Source organism: Xanthomonas sp. JL1, from assembly GCF_038405005.1.
In genome coordinates, this window is sequence record NZ_JBBYGR010000018.1 from 25,334 (window position 1) to 46,353 (window position 21,020).

Sequence of the window (21,020 nt, forward strand, 5' to 3'; positions counted from 1 at the left end):
CTGAGTTGTTGGACTGATTTTTGGCGAACACCACGCAGCGAAAGGCTTTACAGCCTGCGACTCACCACGGTGATGCGCGCTATGGGCCTTGCGGCGGGACGGCTTGCGCCTGCTCCTTGGTTGGTCGAAAAGTGAACGCCACCCAACCATAGAGCTGAGCAAAGTGTTAACCACCATCATTTCAGGCGTCAAGTTTTTGACATTAAACAAAGAGAAGTGCATTTTTCATCACAGTTCTGGCTGCCTTTATTAGATTTTTTGATAAATCCTTGTAAAACAGCAACCTAGGCCATGTCCGTAGAGACATTTCAGGGCTGAATAGGCAGAAAAGGAAAAGACAAAAATTCCCGTTCACGGGACACCTGCAGACTTGATTGCGCAAATAAGGCATGGGTGGCGGGCTGTTTGTGTGCCAACGTGTCGCACGGGTAACACACCGCCATCTATCGCGTGGAGCACGCCCTGTCTCGCGCCAAGGAAATGACGATGCTGCGGGACAGCGGTGCCGAGCTTCGGATCATTGGCGCACCAACAGGCTGGCCGCTTCCATGGCGAGGCCCTCCACTGTGAGGGGCCTCGGTGGCGGCACGCAGTGTGATGAAGTGCCTCGTCTGGCTAATGCCGTGACGCATGGATGCATCGGCACCAAGACAGTTTTTGCCGAGGACGTCGAACTGCCCCGGCTCGCGCTCGTAGGCAGTCCACATCAGCTACGCAGTGCTGCATGCCTTGCATCTCCACGCGCAACAAGCCGGCGATGGCGACACCTGCGAACACCGTTGCGCTTTAAAAACCATCGTGGTCAATTTGCTTGAGAATCCGCGAGTACCGCAACACGCGGAGAAGCTTCTACCGCCCCGCACCTACAGGCAAAGCGCACTCTGCCAAAACGACAACGGCCGCGTGCATCCCTGCACACGGCCGTCGAGTGAGGCATCAGCGGCTGCAGATCAGCCGCACGCCATCAACCGCACCACACCCGCGCATTGCGGAACATCCGCATCCACGGCGAGTCGTCGCCCCAGTCGGCCGGATACCAGCTCAAATTTGCGCTGCGCGGCGTGCGCTCGGGATGGGGCATCAGGATCGTGACGCGGCCGTCGCTGCTGGTCAGCCCGGTGATGCCGTCGGGCGAGCCGTTCGGATTGAGCGGGTACTGCGACGCCACCGCGCCGTTGCCATCGATGTAACGCAATGCCACGCGTGCAGCGGCCTGGTCCACGGCAGTATCGAATTCCGCGCGGCCTTCGCCATGCGCCACCGCCACCGGAATCCGCGAGCCGGCCATGCCGCGCAGGAAGATCGACGGCGACTCCACCACTTCCAGGAGCGCAGTGCGCGCTTCGAACTGCTCGCTACGGTTGCGCAAGAAGCGCGGCCAATGCTCGGCGCCGGGAATGATGTCCTTGAGCTGACTGAGCATCTGACAGCCATTGCACACGCCCAGCGCGAACGTATCGCTACGGGCAAAGAACGCGGCAAACGCATCGCGCAGCGCCGAGCGCTCCAGGATCGAAGTCGCCCAGCCGCGGCCGGCACCCAGCACGTCGCCGTAGCTGAAACCGCCACAGGCCGCGAAGCCGACGAATTCGCTCAGATCCACGCGGCCTTCGATCAGGTCGCTCATGTGCACGTCGTAGGCACGGAAACCGGCACGCTCGAAGTTATAGGCCATTTCGATCTGCCCGTTGACGCCCTGCTCGCGCAAGATCGCCACCGTGGGCCGGGCACCTGTGGCCACGAACGGCGCCGCCACATCGTCGGAGGGGTTGAACACCAGCTTCGGACGCAGGCCCGGCGCCTTGAAATCACGCGCCAGCGCGCGCTCTTCGTCGGCGCTGTCGGGGTTGTCGCGCAGCTTCTGCATGGCATGGGTCACCGACCACCATGCATCGAACAACTCTTCCCAGCGCCACTCGGCCAACACGCGGCCCTGCCCGCTCACGCGAATGCGCGGCGTGCCGGTGGGGCGTGCAATGCGCTGCGCGCATTCGGTCAATGCGTGGCGTTCGACCAGATCGGCGAACGCGGCACGGTCTTCGCTGGCGATCTGCACCACGGCGCCCAATTCTTCGTTGAACAGGCTGCGGAACGCATCGTCGCCCCACGCATCCAGCGTGATATCCAGGCCCTGCCGCGACGCGAACGCCATCTCGCACAACGCGGCAAACGCACCGCCATCGCTGCGATCGTGGTACGCCAGCAACAGCCCGCTGTCGCGCGCGTCGCGGATCAGCTCGAAGAAACTGCGCAGACGCTGCGCATCGTCCAGATCCGGCACATCGCCGCCGAATGCCGGCAATGCCGCGTCATTGGCATACACCTGCGCCAGCACCGACCCGCCCAGCCGCTGCTTGCCGCCACCCAAGCCGATCAACCACAGCTCGCTCTCTTCATCGCTGCGCAACAACGGCGTCAGCTGCGTGCGCACATCGCCGACTGGGGCGAACGCACTGATGATCAGCGAGACCGGTGAAACGCTCTTGTGAGCGACGGGAGTGGGCAGCGGAGATCGGGGATTCGCAACAGCGGAGGACTCCGGTGTTTTGCCAATGCCGAATGCCGAATCACCAATGCCGGCTTCAACCCACTGCGCCTGCATCGACAGCGAATCCTTGCCCACCGGCACGCTCAGTTCGAGTGCCGGGCAAAGCTCCATGCCGACCGCGCGCACGGCGTCGTACAACAGCGCGTCTTCACCGGCATGGCCGGCGGCGGCCATCCAGTTGGCCGAGAGCTTGATGCTGTCCAGCCGATGCATCGGTGCAGCGCACAGGTTGGTGATCGCTTCGCCCACGGCCATGCGTGCGGACGCGGCCGCGTTCAACAGCGCCAACGGAGTGCGCTCGCCGATCGACATCGCTTCGCCTTCGAAGGTGTCGAAACCGGCCATGGTGATCGCGCAATCGGCCAGCGGCAGCTGCCACGGCCCGATCATCTGCTCGCGCGCAGTCAAGCCGCCCACGCTGCGGTCGCCGATGGTGACCAGAAAGCTCTTGGACGCCACGGTGGGATGCGCCAACACGCGCAAGCCAGCCTGCTGCAGATCCAGCGACGCGGTCTGCAGCACCGGCCACTGCGGCGCGGCCGGATGCACTGCATCGCGATGCATCTTCGGCGCCTTGCCGAACAGGACATCCATCGGCAGATCGATTGGAAGCTGGGAGTGGGGAGTGGGGAGTGGGGAGCGGGGAGAAGCAGGAGCGCTTTCAGCACCCGAGAGTGCGCCGTTGCGCATCCCGAATCCCGAATCTCCAATCCCGGAGTCGAAGACTCCATAGCCAACCACCAGCCGCTCCTCCGTCGTGGCCACGCCGACCGCGGCGAACGGGCAGCGCTCGCGGGCGCAGATGGCGGCGAATTCCTCCAGGCGCGCCTGCGGCACGCCGAGCACGTAGCGTTCCTGCGATTCGTTGCACCACAGTTCCAGCGGCGACAGCGACGGATCGTCGCTGAGCACACGGCCCAAATCGATGATGCCGCCCACGCCCGAATCGTGCAGCAGCTCGGGAATGGCGTTGGACAGCCCGCCCGCGCCCACGTCATGGAACCAGCGGATCGGGTTGTCCACACCCAGCGCCACGCAGTGGTCGATGACCTCCTGGCAGCGGCGCTCCATTTCAGGGTTTTCGCGCTGCACGCTGGCAAAATCCAGCGCTTCGGCACTGTCGCCTGCGGCCACTGAACTGGCCGCGCCGCCGCCCAGGCCGATCAGCATCGCCGGGCCGCCCAGCACGATCACCGCATCGCCCGGCTGCAGGCGCAGCTTTTCGACCTGATTGCGATCGATCGCGCCCAGGCCACCGGCCAGCATGATCGGTTTGTCGTAGGCGCGGGTCAGGCCCGGGCCTTCGGCGAGCTCGAAACTGCGGAAATAGCCGAGCAGGTTCGGCCGGCCGAATTCGTTGTTGAACGCGGCACCGCCCAGCGGGCCGTCGAGCATGATGTCCAGCGCGGGTGCCATGCGCGGGTTCAGTGCGCGCGGCGCTTCCCACGGTTGCGGCAGGGTCGGAATGCGCAGGTGCGAGACCGAAAACCCGGTCAGGCCGGCCTTGGGCTTGCCACCGCGGCCCGTGGCGCCTTCGTCGCGAATTTCGCCGCCCGCACCGGTGGCCGCGCCGGGGAACGGTGCGATCGCGGTCGGGTGGTTATGCGTTTCCACCTTGATCGCAAAGGCCGACGGCAGCACCGCTTCCCTGCGGTATTGGCCACTGGCCGGATCCGGGCGATAGCGCGCGGCTGGCACGCCTTCCACCACCGCGGCGTTGTCGCTGTAGGCCGACAAGGTGTGCTGCGGGGTCTGCTGGTGGGTGTGCTTGATCATGCGGAACAGCGAGCGCTCCTGCGGCTTGCCGTCGATGGTCCAGCTGGCGTTGAAGATCTTGTGCCGGCAGTGCTCGGAGTTGGCCTGCGCAAACATCATCAGCTCGACATCGGCCGGGTCGCGGCCCAGCGCGGCGAAACGTTCGCGCAGGTAGTCGATCTCGTCCTGCGCCAGCGCCAGTCCCAGGTCGCGGTTGGCCTGCTCCAGCCCATCCAGCGGCACGCGCTGCAACTGGCCCGGGGCGGGCACATTGAACAGCGCCTCGGCCGCAGCAGCCGAACCGAGCAGCGATTGCGTCATCGGGTCGTGCAGCAGCTTGGCCACGGCGGCCTGCGCGACCGCGTCGTCCGGCCAGCCGGCCAGATCGATGCGGGTGCCGCGCTCCACGCGCTGGATCGGCTGCCCGGCGCCACGCACCAGCTCGGTGGCCTTGCTCGACCACGGCGACAGCGTGCCCAACCGCGGCACCACATAGCGCGAAGCGGCATCCGCATCGCGCACGGCGGGCGCAGCATTGGCCTGCAGAATCCGCCGCAAGGTGGCCTGGTCGGGCGATTGCCCGGCCTCGGCGCGGATGAAGTACACGTGCCAGACGCCGGTGATACGCAGCGCGGGGACGAGGGTTTGCAGGCGGGTTTCGAGCCGAGCGCGGCGGAACGGCGAAAGGGCGGAAGCGCCCTCGAGGACCATCATGTCCGAGGAACCGTGTCAGAAACGGGGCTGCAGATTGTAACGGAGCTGATGGATCGACGCCGGACTGCGCGGGCGCAGGCGGGCAATGCGTGGGGTGATGCGGCCGTGTGGCGGGGCCAAATCCAGCCCTGCGCGGCACGGGTGACCGTGGCTGGCTGACTCGCGGGCTACGAGGCTACATGTCGACGCATTGGCTATTGGCTATTGGTTTCTGTCCAGCCAGCCCGCGGGCTGGCTGGCAGTTGGGCGCGAACTACCAGGTTCAGGCCCCCGATCCCTCCAGCCTGCCCCAAAAAACGCAGAAGGCCGGAATGCATCTGCATTCCAGCCTTCCGTTCGATCGCGCCGGCCACCGATGTGACCCGCCAAGCGGCATCACACCGCCGCTCCGCCGTGGATCAGCGGCTGCCGCCGGCCGTGGCGACGGCGCGCTTTTCCAGCGCCTCACGCAGCTGCGCTGGCGGCAGGTAGCCACCAAGCTGCGTGCCGTCTGGCGCAAAGATCGCCGGCGTACCGTTGACACCCAGGCGCTGGCCCAGGGTGTATTCCATCGACACCGGGTTCTTGCAGTCCTTGGAAGCCACCGGCTGACCGGACTTGGCGGCCGTCAGCGCTTGCTTGCGATCGGCAGCGCACCACACCGCGATCATTTCCTTGTGGTCCTGGCTGCCCAGGCCCATGCGCGGGAACGCGAGGTATTCCACCGCGATGCCCTGCTTGTTGAGCTCGCCGATCTCGCTGTGCAGCTTGCGGCAGTAGCCACATTCCACGTCGGTAAAGACGGTGACGGTGTACTTCGGGTTTGCCGGCGCAAAGACGATGCGGTCGGCTTTGGGCACAGTGTCCAGCTGCTTGCGGCGGTAGGCCAGCAGGCCCGGGCTGGCGGCGAATTGCTTGTTCTGGATGTCGAACGGCTGCGCCTGGATCAGGTAACGGCCGTCATCGCTGACGTACAGCACCTGCCCACCGACGACCACTTCGCGGAAGCCGGGGAATGGTGCAGCACCGAGGTAGTCAGGCTTGAAATCCGGGTCCAGCGCCTTGAGCGCCGTGCTCACGCGCTGATCCACGTTGCCGGCGGCGGCGGGCGCGGCGGCGGGCTTGGCGCCGACAGTGCTTGCCGCAGGCTGCGACGATTGTGCGCAGGCGGTAAGGCTGATCGCGCCCAGCAGCGCGGCGATGGCAAGACGATACATTCACGCATCCAGATGGAATGAGGTGCCGGCATTCTTGCACAGCGCAGATGAAGCCCGGCAGCGGCCGCGACATTTGGCAACACGGCAAGCGAACAACTGCTGCGGCGATGGGACAGACGCGATGCACAGCGCGGTTTCGCGGCTCTGGCGGCAGGTCTGCACGTTGGCAGCACAGAACGTCCTGAAATTTCCTAATCGTCCAATCCTGCTCGCTCCGGCGCTTTACAGTGCGGGTGCCCCCCCCCCCCCGCCACTCTGCCCTGACCGCTGGCGTGATGTATGGCACGAGGAGGCCACGCTCCCGGTCGAGCGCGGCTGATGCTGCATCGCAAACTCCGTCAAGCGTTGTTCGAGCTGCCGCTGGCCGCTTGATTTGACCGGGCACGTATTTCCCAGCCGGGCCCTCAGCGCATCAGCAGTGCGCCCACACGCGACTGGTCAAACGCCGCGCGGACTAACCACGCGGATGATGGCTGGCGTGCAGCTTCTGCAGATGCTGGCGCGCCACCAGCGTATAGATCTGGGTGGTCGACAACGAGCTGTGGCCCAACAGCATCTGCAGCGCGCGCAGGTCGGCGCCGTGGTTGAGCAAATGGGTGGCAAAGCTGTGGCGCAGCCCATGTGGGCTGACCATCGCCGGGTCGATGCCGGCCACCGCTGCGTAGCGTTTGACCAACGCCCAGAAGTGCTGACGACTGAGCGCTTGGCGGGCGGCGTCGATGAATAACGGCACCTGGCCATCCACCGCCGCCACCGGCTTGTTCGCGGCCAGCAGCGGGCGCGCCTCGCGCAGGTAACGTTCCAACCAATGCTGGGATTCCTCGCCCAGCGGCACCAGCCGGTCCTTGCTGCCCTTGCCGGTGACCCGCAACACGCCCTGGCGCAGATTCACCCCGACTGCCGGCAGGTTGACCAGCTCGCTCACACGCAGGCCCGCGGCGTACATCAGCTCCAGCATGGCGCGGTCGCGCAGGCCCGCAGGAGTATCCACCTCGGGGGCGGCCAGCAGCGCCTCGATCTGACTTTCAGTCAACGCTTTGGGCAGCGAGCGCGGCAGCTGTGGCGGGTCGATCAGCGCTGTCGGGTCGTCGCTGCGCACGCCATCGCGCAGGCACCAGCCGTAGAACGCACGCAAGGTCGACAGCAGCCGCGCCGTGCTGCGCGGGGAGTAATTGGCCTGGGCACGCCACCGCAGATAGTCGAACAATGCCACGCGGTCGATGCCGAGCAAACCGCCGCCGGCGCCGGCGCGCCAGCGCGCCAACCCTTCCAGATCGCGCCGGTAGCATGGATCCCATTCGTTCGCGCACGCCAAGTCCTGCCCGCGAGCTTCTGCCCGGACCCCAACCGGATAGGGTTCAGCCGACTGCAGATCGGGGGGGGGCTCCGCCTGCTGGCGGCCCCCTGGATGGCTTGCCCGCTCGGCGGACGATGTCCCGGACCCGGCTGCCATCTCCCCCTGCGCCCTCGCCTGCGTTCTCGGCGGGCAGCTTCAGCGATCTGCTCCGTCAGTTCGATCCGTCGCTTCTTGATACATCGCTTCTTGATTCGATGCCTGCCGTCGGCACGCCGCATACAGCGGCTGCCCCAGCAGAGTGCGATGAGGTGCAATCGGGTCTGCGTGCAGCCGATGACCCGCCACCCACCGTGCGTGTCGCTGTCACTGCCGCGCGGCCGCCGCGCGCCAAGCCGGCCCCGCGACGGCGTGCGGCGCAACCCTCCGACGCTTCGCCGGCCGCGCAGGTGGATCTACGCACGCTCGGCTACAGTCAGCAGCAGCAAGAGAAGATCAAACCGAAGGTGCGTTCGACAGTGGCGCAGCACCACGAGGCACTGGTGGGCCATGGGTTTACACACGCGCACATCGTTGCGCTCAGCCAACACCCGGCAGCGTTAGGGACCGTTGCTGTCACGTATCAGGACATAATCACGGCGTTGCCAGAGGCGACACACGAAGACATCGTTGGCGTCGGCAAACAGTGGTCCGGCGCACGCGCCCTGGAGGCCTTGCTCACGGAGGCGAGGGAGTTGAGAGGTCCGCCGTTACAGTTGGACACAGGCCAACTTCTCAAGATTGCAAAACGTGGCGGCGTGACCGCAGTGGAGGCAGTGCATGCATGGCGCAATGCACTGACGGGTGCCCCCCTGAACCTGACCCCGGACCAAGTGGTGGCCATCGCCAGCAATATTGGCGGCAAGCAGGCGCTGGAGACGGTGCAGCGGCTGTTGCCGGTGCTGTGCCAGGACCATGGCCTGACCCCGGACCAGGTCGTGGCCATCGCCAGCAATGGCGGCGGCAAGCAGGCGCTGGAGACGGTGCAGCGGCTGTTGCCGGTGCTGTGCCAGGACCATGGCCTGACCCCGGACCAGGTCGTGGCCATCGCCAGCAATAACGGCGGCAAGCAGGCGCTGGAGACGGTGCAGCGGCTGTTGCCGGTGCTGTGCCAGGACCATGGCCTGACCCCGGACCAGGTCGTGGCCATCGCCAGCAATGGCGGCGGCAAGCAGGCGCTGGAGACGGTGCAGCGGCTGTTGCCGGTGCTGTGCCAGGACCATGGCCTGACCCCGGACCAAGTGGTGGCCATCGCCAACAATAAAGGCGGCAAGCAGGCGCTGGAGACGCTGCAGCGGCTGTTGCCGGTGCTGTGCCAGGCCCATGGCCTGACCCCGGACCAGGTGGTGGCCATCGCCAGCAATGGCGGCGGCAAGCAGGCGCTGGAGACGGTGCAACGGCTGTTGCCGGTGCTGTGCCAGGATCATGGCCTGACCCCGGCCCAGGTCGTGGCCATCGCCAGCAATATTGGCGGCAAGCAGGCGCTGGAGACGGTGCAGCGGCTGTTGCCGGTGCTGTGCCAGGACCATGGCCTGACCCCGGACCAAGTGGTGGCCATCGCCAACAATAACGGCGGCAAGCAGGCGCTGGAGACGGTGCAGCGGCTGTTGCCGGTGCTGTGCCAGGACCATGGCCTGACCCCGGACCAGGTCGTGACCATCGCCAGCAATATTGGCGGCAAGCAGGCGCTGGAGATGGTGCAGCGGCTGTTGCCGGTGCTGTGCCAGGACCATGGCCTGACCCCGGACCAAGTGGTGGCCATCGCCAACAATAACGGCGGCAAGCAGGCGCTGGAGACGGTGCAGCGGCTGTTGCCGGTGCTGTGCCAGGCCCATGGCCTGACCCCGGACCAGGTCGTGGCCATCGCCAGCAATATTGGCGGCAAGCAGACGCTGGAGACGGTGCAGCGGCTGTTGCCGGTGCTGTGCCAGGACCATGGCCTAACCCCGGACCAGGTCGTGGCCATCGCCAACAATAACGGCGGCAAGCAGGCGCTGGAGACGGTGCAGCGGCTGTTGCCGGTGCTGTGCCAGGACCATGGCCTGACCCCGGACCAGGTCGTGGCCATCGCCAGCAATAGTGGCGGCAAGCAGGCGCTGGAGACGGTGCAGCGGCTGTTGCCGGTGCTGTGCCAGGACCATGGCCTGACCCCGAACCAGGTGGTGGCCATCGCCAGCAATGGCGGCGGCAAGCAGGCGCTGGAGACGGTGCAGCGGCTGTTGCCGGTGCTGTGCCAGGACCATGGCCTGACCCCGGACCAGGTCGTGGGCATCGCCAGCAATAGTGGCGGCAAGCAGGCGCTGGAGACGGTGCAGCGGCTGTTGCCGGTGCTGTGCCAGGACCATGGCCTGACCCCGGACCAGGTCGTGGCCATCGCCAACAATAACGGTGGCAAGCAGGCGCTGGAGACGGTGCAGCGGCTGTTGCCGGTGCTGTGCCAGGACCATGGCCTGACCCCGGACCAGGTGGTGGCCATCGCCAGCAATATTGGCGGCAAGCAGGCGCTGGAGACGGTGCAGCGGCTGTTGCCGGTGCTGTGCCAGGACCATGGCCTGACCCTGGACCAGGTGGTGGCCATCGCCAGCAATGGCGGCAAGCAGGCGCTGGAGACGGTGCAGCGGCTGTTGCCGGTGCTGTGCCAGGACCATGGCCTGACCCCGGACCAGGTCGTGGCCATCGCCAGCAATAGTGGCGGCAAGCAGGCGCTGGAGACGGTGCAGCGGCTGTTGCCGGTGCTGTGCCAGGACCATGGCCTGACCCCGGACCAGGTGGTGGCCATCGCCAGCAATGGCGGCGGCAAGCAGGCGCTGGAGAGCATTGTTGCCCAGTTATCTCGCCCTGATCCGGCGTTGGCCGCGTTGACCAACGACCACCTCGTCGCCTTGGCCTGCCTCGGCGGACGTCCTGCCATGGATGCAGTGAAAAAGGGATTGCCGCACGCGCCGGAATTGATCAGAAGAGTCAATCGCCGTATTGGCGAACGCACGTCCCATCGCGTTGCCGACTACGCGCAAGTGGTTCGCGTGCTGGAGTTTTTCCAGTGCCACTCCCACCCAGCGTACGCATTTGATGAGGCCATGACGCAGTTCGGGATGAGCAGGAACGGGTTGGTACAGCTCTTTCGCAGAGTGGGCGTCACCGAACTCGAAGCCCGCGGTGGAACGCTCCCCCCAGCCTCGCAGCGTTGGGACCGTATCCTCCAGGCATCAGGGATGAAAAGGGCCAAACCGTCCCCTACTTCAGCTCAAACACCGGATCAGGCGTCTTTGCATGCATTCGCCGATTCGCTGGAGCGTGACCTTGATGCGCCTAGCCCAATGCACGAGGGAGATCAGACAGGGGCAAGCAGCCGTAAACGGTCCCGATCGGATCGTGCTGTCACCGGCCCCTCCGCACAGCAATCTTTCGAGGTGCGCGTTCCCGAACAGCACGATGCGCTGCATTTGCCCCTCAGCTGGAGGGTAAAACGCCCGCGTACCAGGATCGGGGGCGGCCTCCCGGATCCTGGTACGCCCATCGCTGCCGACCTGGCAGCGTCCAGCACCGTGCTGTGGGAACAAGATGCGGCCCCCTTCGCAGGGGCAGCGGATGATTTCCCGGCATTCAACGAAGAGGAGCTCGCATGGTTGATGGAGCTATTGCCTCAGTCAGGCTCAGTCGGAGGGACGATCTGATCTCCAGCGTCTGCCGCGCCACGCCTTGCTCGGCCCAAAACCGGTCGAGGAAACGCTCGATCACACCGGCATCGGCCGCCTGCAGCGGCGGTAGCTGCTGGGCGAGTTGGCGGCGTTCGGCAGGACTGCTGGCAGACATCGCAACAGCATAGAACGTGGCGCGCGCGTTGCGAGACAACGCGTTGCAGATCGCCGGTATGCGGCATGCTTAGGCACACTGGCTTACGCTGCACAGCGTTGTGATGTGTGACCAGGCCACGCCATCCGCACGCAGGGGCTCTTTGCGTGCCTCTTTGTGCGTGCCTCGCACGACGTGCGCAGCGGAAGGGACGTACGCGTGCGTGTGAGGCGGTGCGATCAGGCAGACAAGACGCAAACACGAATGGTCTACCGGGAATGCGGCGGCCCACCCACCGTATTGATGCCACGACAAGGAGCCGCCGGGCGTGGGCTTGCGCCCGATTGCCCGGAGCGACGCAGCGAATGCGTCAGCGCGGGCAAATGCCAAAGCGCAGCGACCGCAGCGCGGCGTTGCACAGTGACTGGCGACCGTTATGCTCGCGCCATGACTTCGCTCTCTTCGCCGCGCATTGCACGCACCCCTGCACTGGTGGGCTGGCGGCTGCTGGCGCTGTGCTACGACGCCTTGCCAGTGCTGGCGCTGTCGATGCTGATCTCCACTGTATTCACGCTGGGCTTTACGCTCGCCGGGCACCCAGCACGCGAAAACATCGCACCCTTCAGCGGCTGGCAATGGCTGTTGTGGCTGTGCTGCTGGATCACCGCAGGCATCTACGCCACCGCGAGCTGGCGCCGCGGCGGACAGACGCTGGGCATGCGCCCGTGGCGGCTGCGCTTGATCGGTCCACAGGCCTCATGGCGTGCGCTGTGGATACGCTATGCCGTCGGCACCTTGTCGCTGGCGCTGGGCGGGCTAGGATTCTGGTGGGCGTGGCTGGATCGCGACCGGCTGACCTGGCACGACCGTGCAAGTGGGACCCGGCTGCAGCGCAGTGCCAAGACATTGAAGTGATCAGGTCGGCAGTCCACAACCCGCATCTCGCCGATCCCGCTTGTTCGATGCATGCGAACTGCACCTGGAGTGCGACGGGACTGGCGGCGGCGACCCAGCCAGGCTGCGGCTTATTGAGCGCCCAACAAAAGGCGCGCAATCAACCACTGAACTGCATGCCCAAACGCATACAGCACCGCTAAAAATGGCGGAATCAACAAAACATAAGTTGTCGCCCAAGGCATGTTGGTTAACCAGGCATACGCGTGGAGAGCATCCAGCGCGATCATCTGAGGCGTCAGCGGCAGTTGCAGAAAAACGAATTAGCCCTTGGGATCGCCCTGTGCACTAAGCGCTCCCCACACGCAAAACGCAGTCGCCGCCAGATACAGCAGGCAGAGCGCCACTCCCACCATGCTCACCCGCCGCATGCGGTCAGCTACTACGCCTGCGGAACAACCACGCCGATACACCCAGCATCACCATCGGCGGTAGCGCATAGGCGATGCGGTAATCGAGCTTGAGCGCGCCGGCCATGCGGCCGAAAAACAGCTGCAGCAGCCAGAAGCCCAGCGCGAACAGGATGCCCAGGAACAGACGCTTGCCCAAGCCGCCGCTCCGCAGCGAACCGAACGAGAACGGGATTGCCGCCATGCACAGCGCCAGCACGTTGAGCGGATAGAACCAACGGCTCCAGTACTGATCTTCGTAATCGCGCGCATCCAATCCATTGCGGCTGCGGTATTCGATGCTCTGCTCCAGATCATGAGCGGACAGATTGCGCGGCTTGGCGAGGCCAGCGGCCAGCGCTGCCGGATTCAGTTGCGATTGCCACGGCAACTCGGGGAAGGTTTCGCGCTGCACCGAGCGTTCCTGGAAGGTGTCGCGACGTACCTGGCGCAGAGTCCAACGGCCATCGCGATGTTCGGCCACCGACGCATAGGTCAGCTGCTGCATTCTGCCGCTGGAGTCGAGGTGATACAGCCGCACATCGTGCAGATCCAGTGCGGTATCGCCGCCGTCGAGCAACTTCTCTTCACCACTCAAGGCGTTAAGAAAGGTGTCGCCCTCACGTGCCCACAGGCCGGCATAGAGCGAAGCGGCCATATCGCTGTTGTAGCGGGCACTGGCCTTGAGCGTGTCCGCCTGGTTCTGTGCCCACGGCCCGATGGTTTCGCCACTGATCACCATGCTGGCGGTCAGCAGCGCCATCGCTGCGACTACCGAGGCGGACATGCGTTTGCGCGACACGCCCAACGCGCGCAGCGCGGTCAGCTCGGAGGTGGCGGCCAACTGGCCCAGGCCCATCAGCGCGCCAATCACCGCTGCAGTGGGGAACAAGGTGTAGGCCCGGCGCGGCACGGTGTAGGCCACGTAAGCCACCGCATGGCCAAAGGTGTAACTGCCCTGACCAATGTCCTTGGCTTCGCTGGCAAAGGCGTTGACCAGGTCAAGCCCCAACAGCACCGCCCACGTCAGCAGCACGGTGGACAGCACCACCCGGCCGACATACCAATCATGGACCCGCGGCGTCAGCTTCATGCGCGCGCCCTCGGCCGACGCACGCGGCCATCGCGCGCATACGCCCACACCGCCACTGCCAGCAGCGGCAGCGTCAGCCACCACAGGCCCAGCGCGGCCGGGGCCTTGCCGTTGGCGATCCACTGGGTGCCGACGATCATCAGATTGGTGCCGACCATGTAGGCCAGGAACGCCAGCATGATGCGTCCGTAGCGCTGCTGCCGCGGCGCGCTGCGCGACAGCGGCAAGGTCAGCATTGCAAACGCCAGCGCCAGCAGCGGCGGTGCCAGGCGCTCATGCAGCTGCGCGCGTGCGGCGGGCCGCTCGTCGGACAGCAACTGTGTGGTCCACATCACTTCCGGGTCGTTGGCATCGTGCAAGCGGGTGCGGTCGGGCAAGGCAATGTCGCTGCTGGCGAACTTCATCAAGCGATAGTCCAGCGTCGCACCGCCGGCCGGACCCTCGGTACGGTAGCCATCGTCCAGGTGCAGGTAACGGTCGGTCTTGCCTTCGAAGAACAGGGCGCCGCGGTCGGCGGTGACCACATCGATGCGGTCGTTCTGTTGGCGCTGCAGGAAGATCTTGCCCAGGCCCTTGCCGTCGGCAGAGATCGTCTGCATGTACACCACGCCACCATCGGACAACGGCGTGAACTGGCCCGATTCCAGGCCGGCCATCAGCACGCTGCGGTTGGCATCTTCCAGCATCGCTTCGGCGGTGCGGCTCGCCCAGGGGCCCAGCCACAGCGAGCACAGCCCGATGACCACCACCACCGGTACCACCAGCATCAATAGCGGGCGCAACATGCGCGTGGGTCCGACACCAATGGCGGTAATGACGGCCATTTCTGAATCGCGGTACAGCCGCGCCAGTGCCAGCAGCAAGCCCAGCATTAATGCCAGCGGCAGGATGATGGGCAGGTAGGCCACGAATTGCAGCCCCACCTGCGACAGCAGCAAGCGCGCCGGGATGCGGCCATCGGCGATATTGCCGAGGATATCGACCAGCACACCGCCGACGCTGACGACCAGCAGCACAATCAAGGTGGCCAGGAAGCTCTGGGTGAAATCGCTAAGCAGGTATCGATCGAGCTTCGGCATGGGGTGGGCTTGTTTTAAACTCTCGAATTCGTTCGCGGCGCCGCCAGCCTAGTTAGGTTGGCGTAAACAGCCCGCGATTGTACGGATTTGCCTACGGAATCTGATCAATGGCCCTGCAATTCACCCTGAACCAAGACGCGCCGGCAAGCGCTGCTGTCGACTGCATCGTGGTTGGCGCGTTCGCCGACAAGACCCTTTCGCCCGCCGCCCAGGCGCTGGACAGCGCCAGCCAGGGCCGTCTGACCGCCCTGTTGGCACGCGGCGATGTGGCCGGCAAGACCGGCAGCACCACCCTGCTGCACGACCTGCCCGGCGTCGCCGCCCCGCGCGTGCTGGTGGTCGGGCTGGGCGACGCCGGCAAGTTCGGCGTGGCGCCGTACCTCAAGGCCATCGGTGATGCAACCCGCGCGCTGAAGACCGGCGCAGTCGGCACCGCCCTGCTCACCCTGACCGAACTCACCGTCAAGGCCCGCGATGCGGCCTGGAACATCCGCCAGGCAGTCACCGTCAGCGACCATGCGGCCTACCGCTACACCGCCACGCTGGGCAAGAAGAAGGTCGACGAGACCGGCCTGACCACCCTGGCGATCGCCGGCGACGACGCCCGCGCGCTCGCCGTGGGCGTGGCCACCGCCGAAGGCGTGGAGTTCGCCCGCGAGCTGGGCAACCTGCCACCGAACTACTGCACCCCGGCCTACCTGGCCGACACCGCCGCCGCATTCGCCGGCAAGTTCCCGGGCGCCGAAGCCGAGATTCTGGACGAGGCGCAGATGGAAGCGCTGGGCATGGGTTCGCTGCTGTCGGTGGCACGTGGCTCGGCCAATCGCCCGCGCCTGATCGTGCTGAAGTGGAACGGTGGTGGCGACGCGCGCCCGTACGTGCTGGTCGGCAAGGGCATCACCTTCGACACCGGCGGCGTCAACCTCAAGACGCAGGGCGGCATCGAGGAAATGAAGTACGACATGTGCGGTGGCGCCACCGTCATCGGCACCTTCGTGGCCACGGTCAAGGCCGAACTGCCGATCAATCTGGTGGTGGTGGTGCCGGCGGTGGAAAACGCCATCGACGGCAATGCCTATCGCCCCTCGGACGTGATCACCAGCATGTCCGGCAAGACCATCGAGGTCGGCAATACCGACGCCGAAGGCCGGCTGATCCTGTGCGATGCGCTGACCTACGCCGAACGCTTCAACCCCGAAGCGCTGGTGGACGTGGCCACCTTGACCGGTGCCTGCATGGTGGCGCTGGGTCACCAGACCGCCGGCCTGATGAGCAAGCACGACGACCTGGCCAACGAGCTGCTGGCCGCTGGCGAGCACGTGTTCGACCGCGCCTGGCGCCTGCCGCTGTGGGACGAATACCAGGGTCTGCTGGATTCCACCTTCGCCGACGTCTACAACATCGGCGGCCGCTGGGGCGGTGCGATCACTGCCGGGTGCTTCCTGTCGCGCTTCACCGAAAACCAGCGCTGGGCGCATCTGGACATCGCCGGCGTGGCCAGCGACGAAGGCAAGCGCGGCATGGCCACCGGCCGCCCGGTCGGCCTGCTGACGCAGTGGTTGCTGGATCGCGCCGCCTGATGTCGCCGCGCGCGGCACTGGCGCTGATTGCCGGCTTCTCCGTCGTGAAGGGCGCAGCCAGCGCGGTGCCGGGCTGGACCAGCCCTGGCATCGACCTGCTCTGGATCGTCGTGCAGCTGTTGCTGTTGTTTGTGTGGCTGGCGGCCGACAGCCGCCGGCCGGCCTGGATGAATATCGGCATCGTGGCATCAGCCGTGCGGTTCCTGCCGGTGTATCTCTACCGCCCGGGCAACGCCTGCGTGCATTCGGCGGCCCGTTGTTGGCCGTGCTCGGCTGTGCTGCCCTGTTCGTGGCCGCCGGCATGACCACCAAATTCCTGCTCTCCTCTCGCTTTGTGACCGCCTGATGCCCCGTGCCGACTTCTACCTGATCGCCAAGCCGCGCTTCCTCAACGAACCGCTGCGGCTGGTGTGCGAGCTGGCGCGCAAGGCCAACAACGCCAACCTGTCGACGCTGATCCTGGCCCGCGATGCGGAGCAGGCCGAGGCGTTGGACGACCTGCTGTGGGCGTTCGACGACGAAGCCTACGTCCCGCACCAGATCGCCGGCACCGACGAGGAAGACGAGCTGGCCCCGGTGCTGATCGCCGCCCCCGAGTTCGCCGCCCCCTCGCGCCCGCTGGTGATCAACCTGCGCGACGACCCGTACCTGGGCGCCTGCGACCGCGTGCTGGAAGTCGTGCCCGCCGACCCGGCCGCCCGCGAACCGCTGCGCGAGCGTTGGAAACAGTACAAGGCCCTGGGCCTGGAACTGACCAAGTACGACATGTGAATGGGGCGGGGATTGGGGAGTTGGGATTGGGGATTCGTCACAGCGGGCTTGCGCGCATCCACAGGCTGCAGCCAACGACGCATCCGAAATCGCCACCCTCCGTTCCACCGCACCATCGCTGCCATTGATGCGTGGGTTGCCAGTCATGCTCGCCGGCCCCATGACGCAACCAATCCCGAATAACGAATAACCAATCCCAGCCCCTCTATGACCACCCTCGCCTCCAGCTACGACCCCTCTTCCTTCGAATCGCGCCTGTATGCGCAGTGGGAGGCGGCAGGTTACTTCGTGCCGTCCGACACGGGTGAGCCGTACACCGTGCTGCTGCCGCCGCCCAATGTCACCGGCACGCTGCACATGGGCCACGCGTTTCAGCAGACATTGATGGATGCGTTGGTTCGCTACCACCGCATGCGCGGGTACGACACCTTGTGGCAGGTGGGCACCGACCATGCCGGCATCGCCACCGAGATGGTGGTGTCGCGCAATCTGGCATTGGAAGGCAAGGGCGAAACGCGCGACTCGCTGGGGCGCGAGGGCTTCATTGCCAAAGTGTGGGAATGGAAGGCCGCATCCGGCGACACCATCGAGCGCCAGATGCGTCGGCTGGGCACTTCCAGCGATTGGTCGCGCAGCACCTTCACAATGGACCCGCAGCCGTCGGCCGCGGTCAACGAAGCGTTCGTGCGCTGGTACGAGCAAGGCCTGATCTACCGCGGTCAGCGCCTGGTCAACTGGGACCCGGTGCTGAAGACCGCGATCTCGGATCTGGAAGTGGAAAACGTCGAAGAAGACGGCTTCCTGTGGTCGATCCGCTATCCGCTGGCCGATGGCGTCACCTACGAGCACATCGAGCACGATGCCGACGGCAACGAGACCCTGCGCGAGACCCGCGATTATCTGGTGGTGGCGACCACGCGCCCGGAAACCATGCTGGGCGATACCGCTGTAATGGTGCACCCGGAAGATGCGCGTTATCTCACGCTGCATACCGCACGCATCGTGCTGCCGCTGACCGGCCGGCACGTGCCGGTGATCACCGACGATTATGTCGACCGCGCCTTCGGCACCGGCGTGGTCAAGGTCACGCCTGCGCATGACTTCAACGATTACCAGGTGGGGGAGCGACATAATCTTCCGCTAGTAAACCTTTTCACCGCAGATGCGAAGATCATCGATCCACGCAAACAGTACCCAGATGACGAATCCCCCTTCGTCAACGCTGGCATCGATTGGCGCGAACTTGACCAAATTCAGCGCAAGCGTTTAGGTCAGCACCTCGCCTACAAGATTCCGGCGCAGTACATCGGTCTTGATCGTTACGACGCACGCAAGCTGGTGCTGTCCGAGCTGGAAGACCTGAGCATCTTGGTGGAAACCAAACCGCACAAACTGCAGGTGCCGCGCGGCGACCGTACCGGCCAGGTGATCGAGCCTTACCTCACCGACCAGTGGTTCGTGAAAATGGACGCATTGGCAAAGCGCGGGCTGGAACTGGTCGAAAGCGGCCAGATCCAGTTCGTGCCGCCGAACTGGATCAACACCTATCGCCATTGGATGGAAAACATCCAGGATTGGTGCATCAGCCGTCAGCTGTGGTGGGGCCATCGCATTCCGGCATGGTTCGACGATGCCGGGCATTGCCATGTTGGCCACGACGAAGCCGAGGTGCGTGCCAAGCATGGCTTGGGTGCGGAGATTGCGCTGCATCAGGACAGCGACGTGCTGGAAACCTGGTTCTCCTCGCAGCTGTGGCCATTCTCCACGCTGGGCTGGCCGGATTCGCAGGCGATGGCCGAGCGCGGATTCGCGCGTTATCTGCCTTCAAGCGTGCTGGTCACCGGCTTCGACATCATCTTCTTCTGGGTGGCGCGCATGATCATGGCCACCGACAGTTTCACCGGCCAGGTGCCGTTCCGCGACGTCTATATCACCGGCCTGATCCGCGATGCGCAGGGCCAGAAGATGTCCAAGTCCAAGGGCAACGTGCTCGATCCGCTGGACATCATCGACGGCATCAGCATCGAGGATCTGGTGGCCAAGCGCACCAACGGCTTGATGCAGCCGCGCATGGCCGAAAAGATCGAAAAAGCCACGCGCAAGGAATTCCCGGACGGCATCATTGCCCACGGTGCCGACGCGCTGCGCTTCACCATCGCCGCACTCGCGACGCATGGCCGCGACATCAAGTTCGATCTGGGCCGCGCCGAGGGCTACAAGAACTTCTGCAACAAGCTGTGGAACGCCACGCGTTTCGTGCTGATGAACACCGAAGGCGCCCGCTTCACCGGCGTGCCACAACCGCGCACCGAAGCGGAAAAGTGGATTCTTGCGCGCCTGGACAAGGTCACTGCAGAAACCCACGCGCATTACGCCAACTATCGCTTCGACCTGCTCGCGCAGTCGCTGTACGAATTCGCCTGGAACGCGTTCTGCGACTGGTTCGTGGAACTGGCCAAGCCGGCGCTCAACAACCAGGACACCGACGCGGCCGCCAGCACCCGCCACACGCTGCTGTACGTGTTGGAGTCGTTGCTGCGCCTGTTGCACCCGCTCACCCCGTTCGTCACCGAAGAGTTGTGGCAGCAGGTCGTGCCGCGTTTGGGCATCACCACCGCGACTATTTCATTGCAGCGCTTCCCGCAGGTTGGCGATGTCGATACCAGCGGCTATGCCACCGCCGAAGCTGATGTCGAATGGCTCAAGTCGATGGTGTCGGCACTGCGCCGCGTGCGCAGCGAATTGAACGTGCCACCGTCCAAGCAGGTGCGCCTGCTGCTGCAGGCCGACACTGCCGACGAACGACCGCGCGTTGCCCGCTTCGCCTCGCAGCTGTCGTTCCTGCTCAAGCTGGAACGCATCGATTGGCTGGACGCTGGCCAGGACACACCGCCGTCTGCCGCCGCCATCGTCGGAGAACTCACGCTGCTGGTGCCGCTGGAAGGCCTGGTCGACATGGATGCCGAACGCATGCGCCTGGACAAGGAAATCAAGCGCGTGAAAGGCGAGATCGGCAAGTGCAACGGCAAGCTCGGCAACGCGACCTTCGTGCAGAACGCACCAGCAGTAGTGGTCGATCAGGAGCGTGCACGTCTGGCTGACTGGACCACCCAACTGGCCGGTCTGCGCGAGCAACGTGGCAAGCTGTAGGCCCACGATGTCCCCCTTGCCGCCGCCGGTCTGCGTCGCTGCCGGCATGCTAGGCGCATGGGCGGCTGCCCTCACGTGGCCGCAATTGTGCATCTCGCTGCCCGGGCAGCGCGCGTGCGCGCTAGCCATCATGCTGCTCGGCGCGCTGATCAACGTCGTGCCGAAATGGCGATTCCGTCGCGCCGGCACCACGGTCGATCCGCGTCGGCCGCAACGATGCAGTGCGCTGGTGCAAACCGGACTGCATCGTTATTCGCGCAACCCGATGTACATCGGTAACGCCTTGCTGTTGGCGGGCTGGGCCACCTAGCTCGGACATCCGGCTGGCGGCGTGGCACTGGTCGTGTATCTGCTGTACATCGACCGGGTGCAGATCCGACTGGAGGAAGAAGCACTGCAAGAGCGCTTCGGCGCGGCCTACCAAACCTACTGTCAACGCGTAAGGCGCTGGCTATAGACCGCATCCATTGCAACGCCTCACCTGCGGTTTTGGCGTGCTGGAACTGCCAGTTTTCGTTACGCTAGGTCCTGGTTTCTGGCAGTTTTCGCCCATGCGGACACGCCGTCCTGCCGCCGAGCAGTTGCCTGCCGATGAGCTGTTTCGTTCGCGTCTGGAGAACCAGATCGACGTGCGCCATCCGCTGGTCCAGCTGAGCCATCGGCTGC

The 21,020-nt window shown here is 65.3% G+C and carries 12 protein-coding genes and 3 pseudogenes; 8 read left to right on the top strand and 7 right to left on the bottom strand.

Features of this window, described 5'->3' with window-relative positions:
• Positions 1–964: 964 nt before the first annotated feature.
• The 3 genes from purL to xerD form a co-directional block, all read right to left on the bottom strand.
• The gene (gene purL / locus WJW29_RS04585; RefSeq protein WP_011257719.1) at positions 965–5,017 is read right to left on the bottom strand and encodes a phosphoribosylformylglycinamidine synthase; all 4,053 of its coding nucleotides are present in this window, start codon (positions 5,015–5,017) and stop codon (positions 965–967) included.
• Between the two features lie 398 nt (positions 5,018–5,415).
• Complete coding sequence (locus WJW29_RS04590; RefSeq protein WP_011257718.1) at positions 5,416–6,213, bottom strand: DsbC family protein; 798 nt, start codon at positions 6,211–6,213, stop codon at positions 5,416–5,418.
• A 454-nt stretch (positions 6,214–6,667) separates the two neighbouring features.
• Positions 6,668–7,585 carry a site-specific tyrosine recombinase XerD gene (gene xerD, locus WJW29_RS04595; protein WP_341897871.1) on the bottom strand — a complete coding sequence of 306 codons (918 nt, stop codon included), beginning with the start codon at positions 7,583–7,585 and terminating at the stop codon, positions 6,668–6,670.
• On the opposite strand from xerD, the gene avrBs3 reads away from it, so the two are divergent.
• Positions 7,501–11,220 carry a type III secretion system effector avirulence protein AvrBs3 gene (gene avrBs3, locus WJW29_RS04600; RefSeq protein ID WP_133265116.1) on the top strand — a complete coding sequence of 1,240 codons (3,720 nt, stop codon included), beginning with the start codon at positions 7,501–7,503 and terminating at the stop codon, positions 11,218–11,220. The genes xerD and avrBs3 overlap by 85 nt on opposite strands.
• A 1-nt stretch (position 11,221) precedes the next feature.
• On the opposite strand, the pseudogene WJW29_RS04605 reads toward avrBs3, so the two are convergent.
• Positions 11,222–11,359 (bottom strand): annotated as a pseudogene (locus tag WJW29_RS04605) (site-specific tyrosine recombinase XerD); the annotation flags it as partial.
• A 426-nt stretch (positions 11,360–11,785) separates the two neighbouring features.
• Here WJW29_RS04605 and WJW29_RS04610 point away from each other — a divergent pair.
• Positions 11,786–12,253, top strand: a complete 468-nt coding sequence (locus WJW29_RS04610; RefSeq protein ID WP_011257716.1) for an RDD family protein — start codon at positions 11,786–11,788, stop codon at positions 12,251–12,253.
• Positions 12,254–12,363: 110 nt separating this feature from the next.
• Here WJW29_RS04610 and WJW29_RS04615 read toward each other — a convergent pair.
• From WJW29_RS04615 to lptF, 3 genes and pseudogenes are all read right to left on the bottom strand, one after another.
• Positions 12,364–12,663 (bottom strand): annotated as a pseudogene (locus tag WJW29_RS04615) (hypothetical protein).
• Between the two features lie 4 nt (positions 12,664–12,667).
• Positions 12,668–13,774: an LPS export ABC transporter permease LptG gene (gene lptG, locus WJW29_RS04620; RefSeq protein ID WP_011407635.1), complete on the bottom strand. Its 1,107-nt coding sequence runs from the start codon at positions 13,772–13,774 to the stop codon at positions 12,668–12,670.
• On the bottom strand, positions 13,771–14,853 hold the full coding sequence (gene lptF / locus WJW29_RS04625; RefSeq protein ID WP_011407634.1) for an LPS export ABC transporter permease LptF: 1,083 nt from the start codon (positions 14,851–14,853) through the stop codon (positions 13,771–13,773). The genes lptG and lptF overlap by 4 nt, the downstream gene beginning before the upstream one ends.
• A gap of 107 nt (positions 14,854–14,960) precedes the next feature.
• Between lptF and WJW29_RS04630 the strand changes: the two genes are divergently transcribed.
• From WJW29_RS04630 to WJW29_RS04655, 6 genes and pseudogenes are all read left to right on the top strand, one after another.
• The gene (locus WJW29_RS04630; RefSeq protein ID WP_011257713.1) at positions 14,961–16,433 is read left to right on the top strand and encodes a leucyl aminopeptidase; all 1,473 of its coding nucleotides are present in this window, start codon (positions 14,961–14,963) and stop codon (positions 16,431–16,433) included.
• The gene (locus tag WJW29_RS04635) at positions 16,433–16,738 is read left to right on the top strand and encodes a hypothetical protein (RefSeq protein WP_011257712.1); all 306 of its coding nucleotides are present in this window, start codon (positions 16,433–16,435) and stop codon (positions 16,736–16,738) included. Before WJW29_RS04630 ends, WJW29_RS04635 begins: the two co-directional genes overlap by 1 nt.
• A gap of 40 nt (positions 16,739–16,778) precedes the next feature.
• Positions 16,779–17,204, top strand: a complete 426-nt coding sequence (locus tag WJW29_RS04640; RefSeq protein WP_011257711.1) for a DNA polymerase III subunit chi — start codon at positions 16,779–16,781, stop codon at positions 17,202–17,204.
• Between the two features lie 207 nt (positions 17,205–17,411).
• On the top strand, positions 17,412–20,354 hold the full coding sequence (locus WJW29_RS04645; protein ID WP_011257710.1) for a valine--tRNA ligase: 2,943 nt from the start codon (positions 17,412–17,414) through the stop codon (positions 20,352–20,354).
• A gap of 7 nt (positions 20,355–20,361) precedes the next feature.
• On the top strand, positions 20,362–20,664 hold the full coding sequence (locus tag WJW29_RS04650) for a methyltransferase (protein ID WP_113084415.1): 303 nt from the start codon (positions 20,362–20,364) through the stop codon (positions 20,662–20,664).
• 193 nt (positions 20,665–20,857) lie between these two features.
• Positions 20,858–21,020: pseudogene (locus WJW29_RS04655) on the top strand (IS5/IS1182 family transposase); the annotation flags it as partial.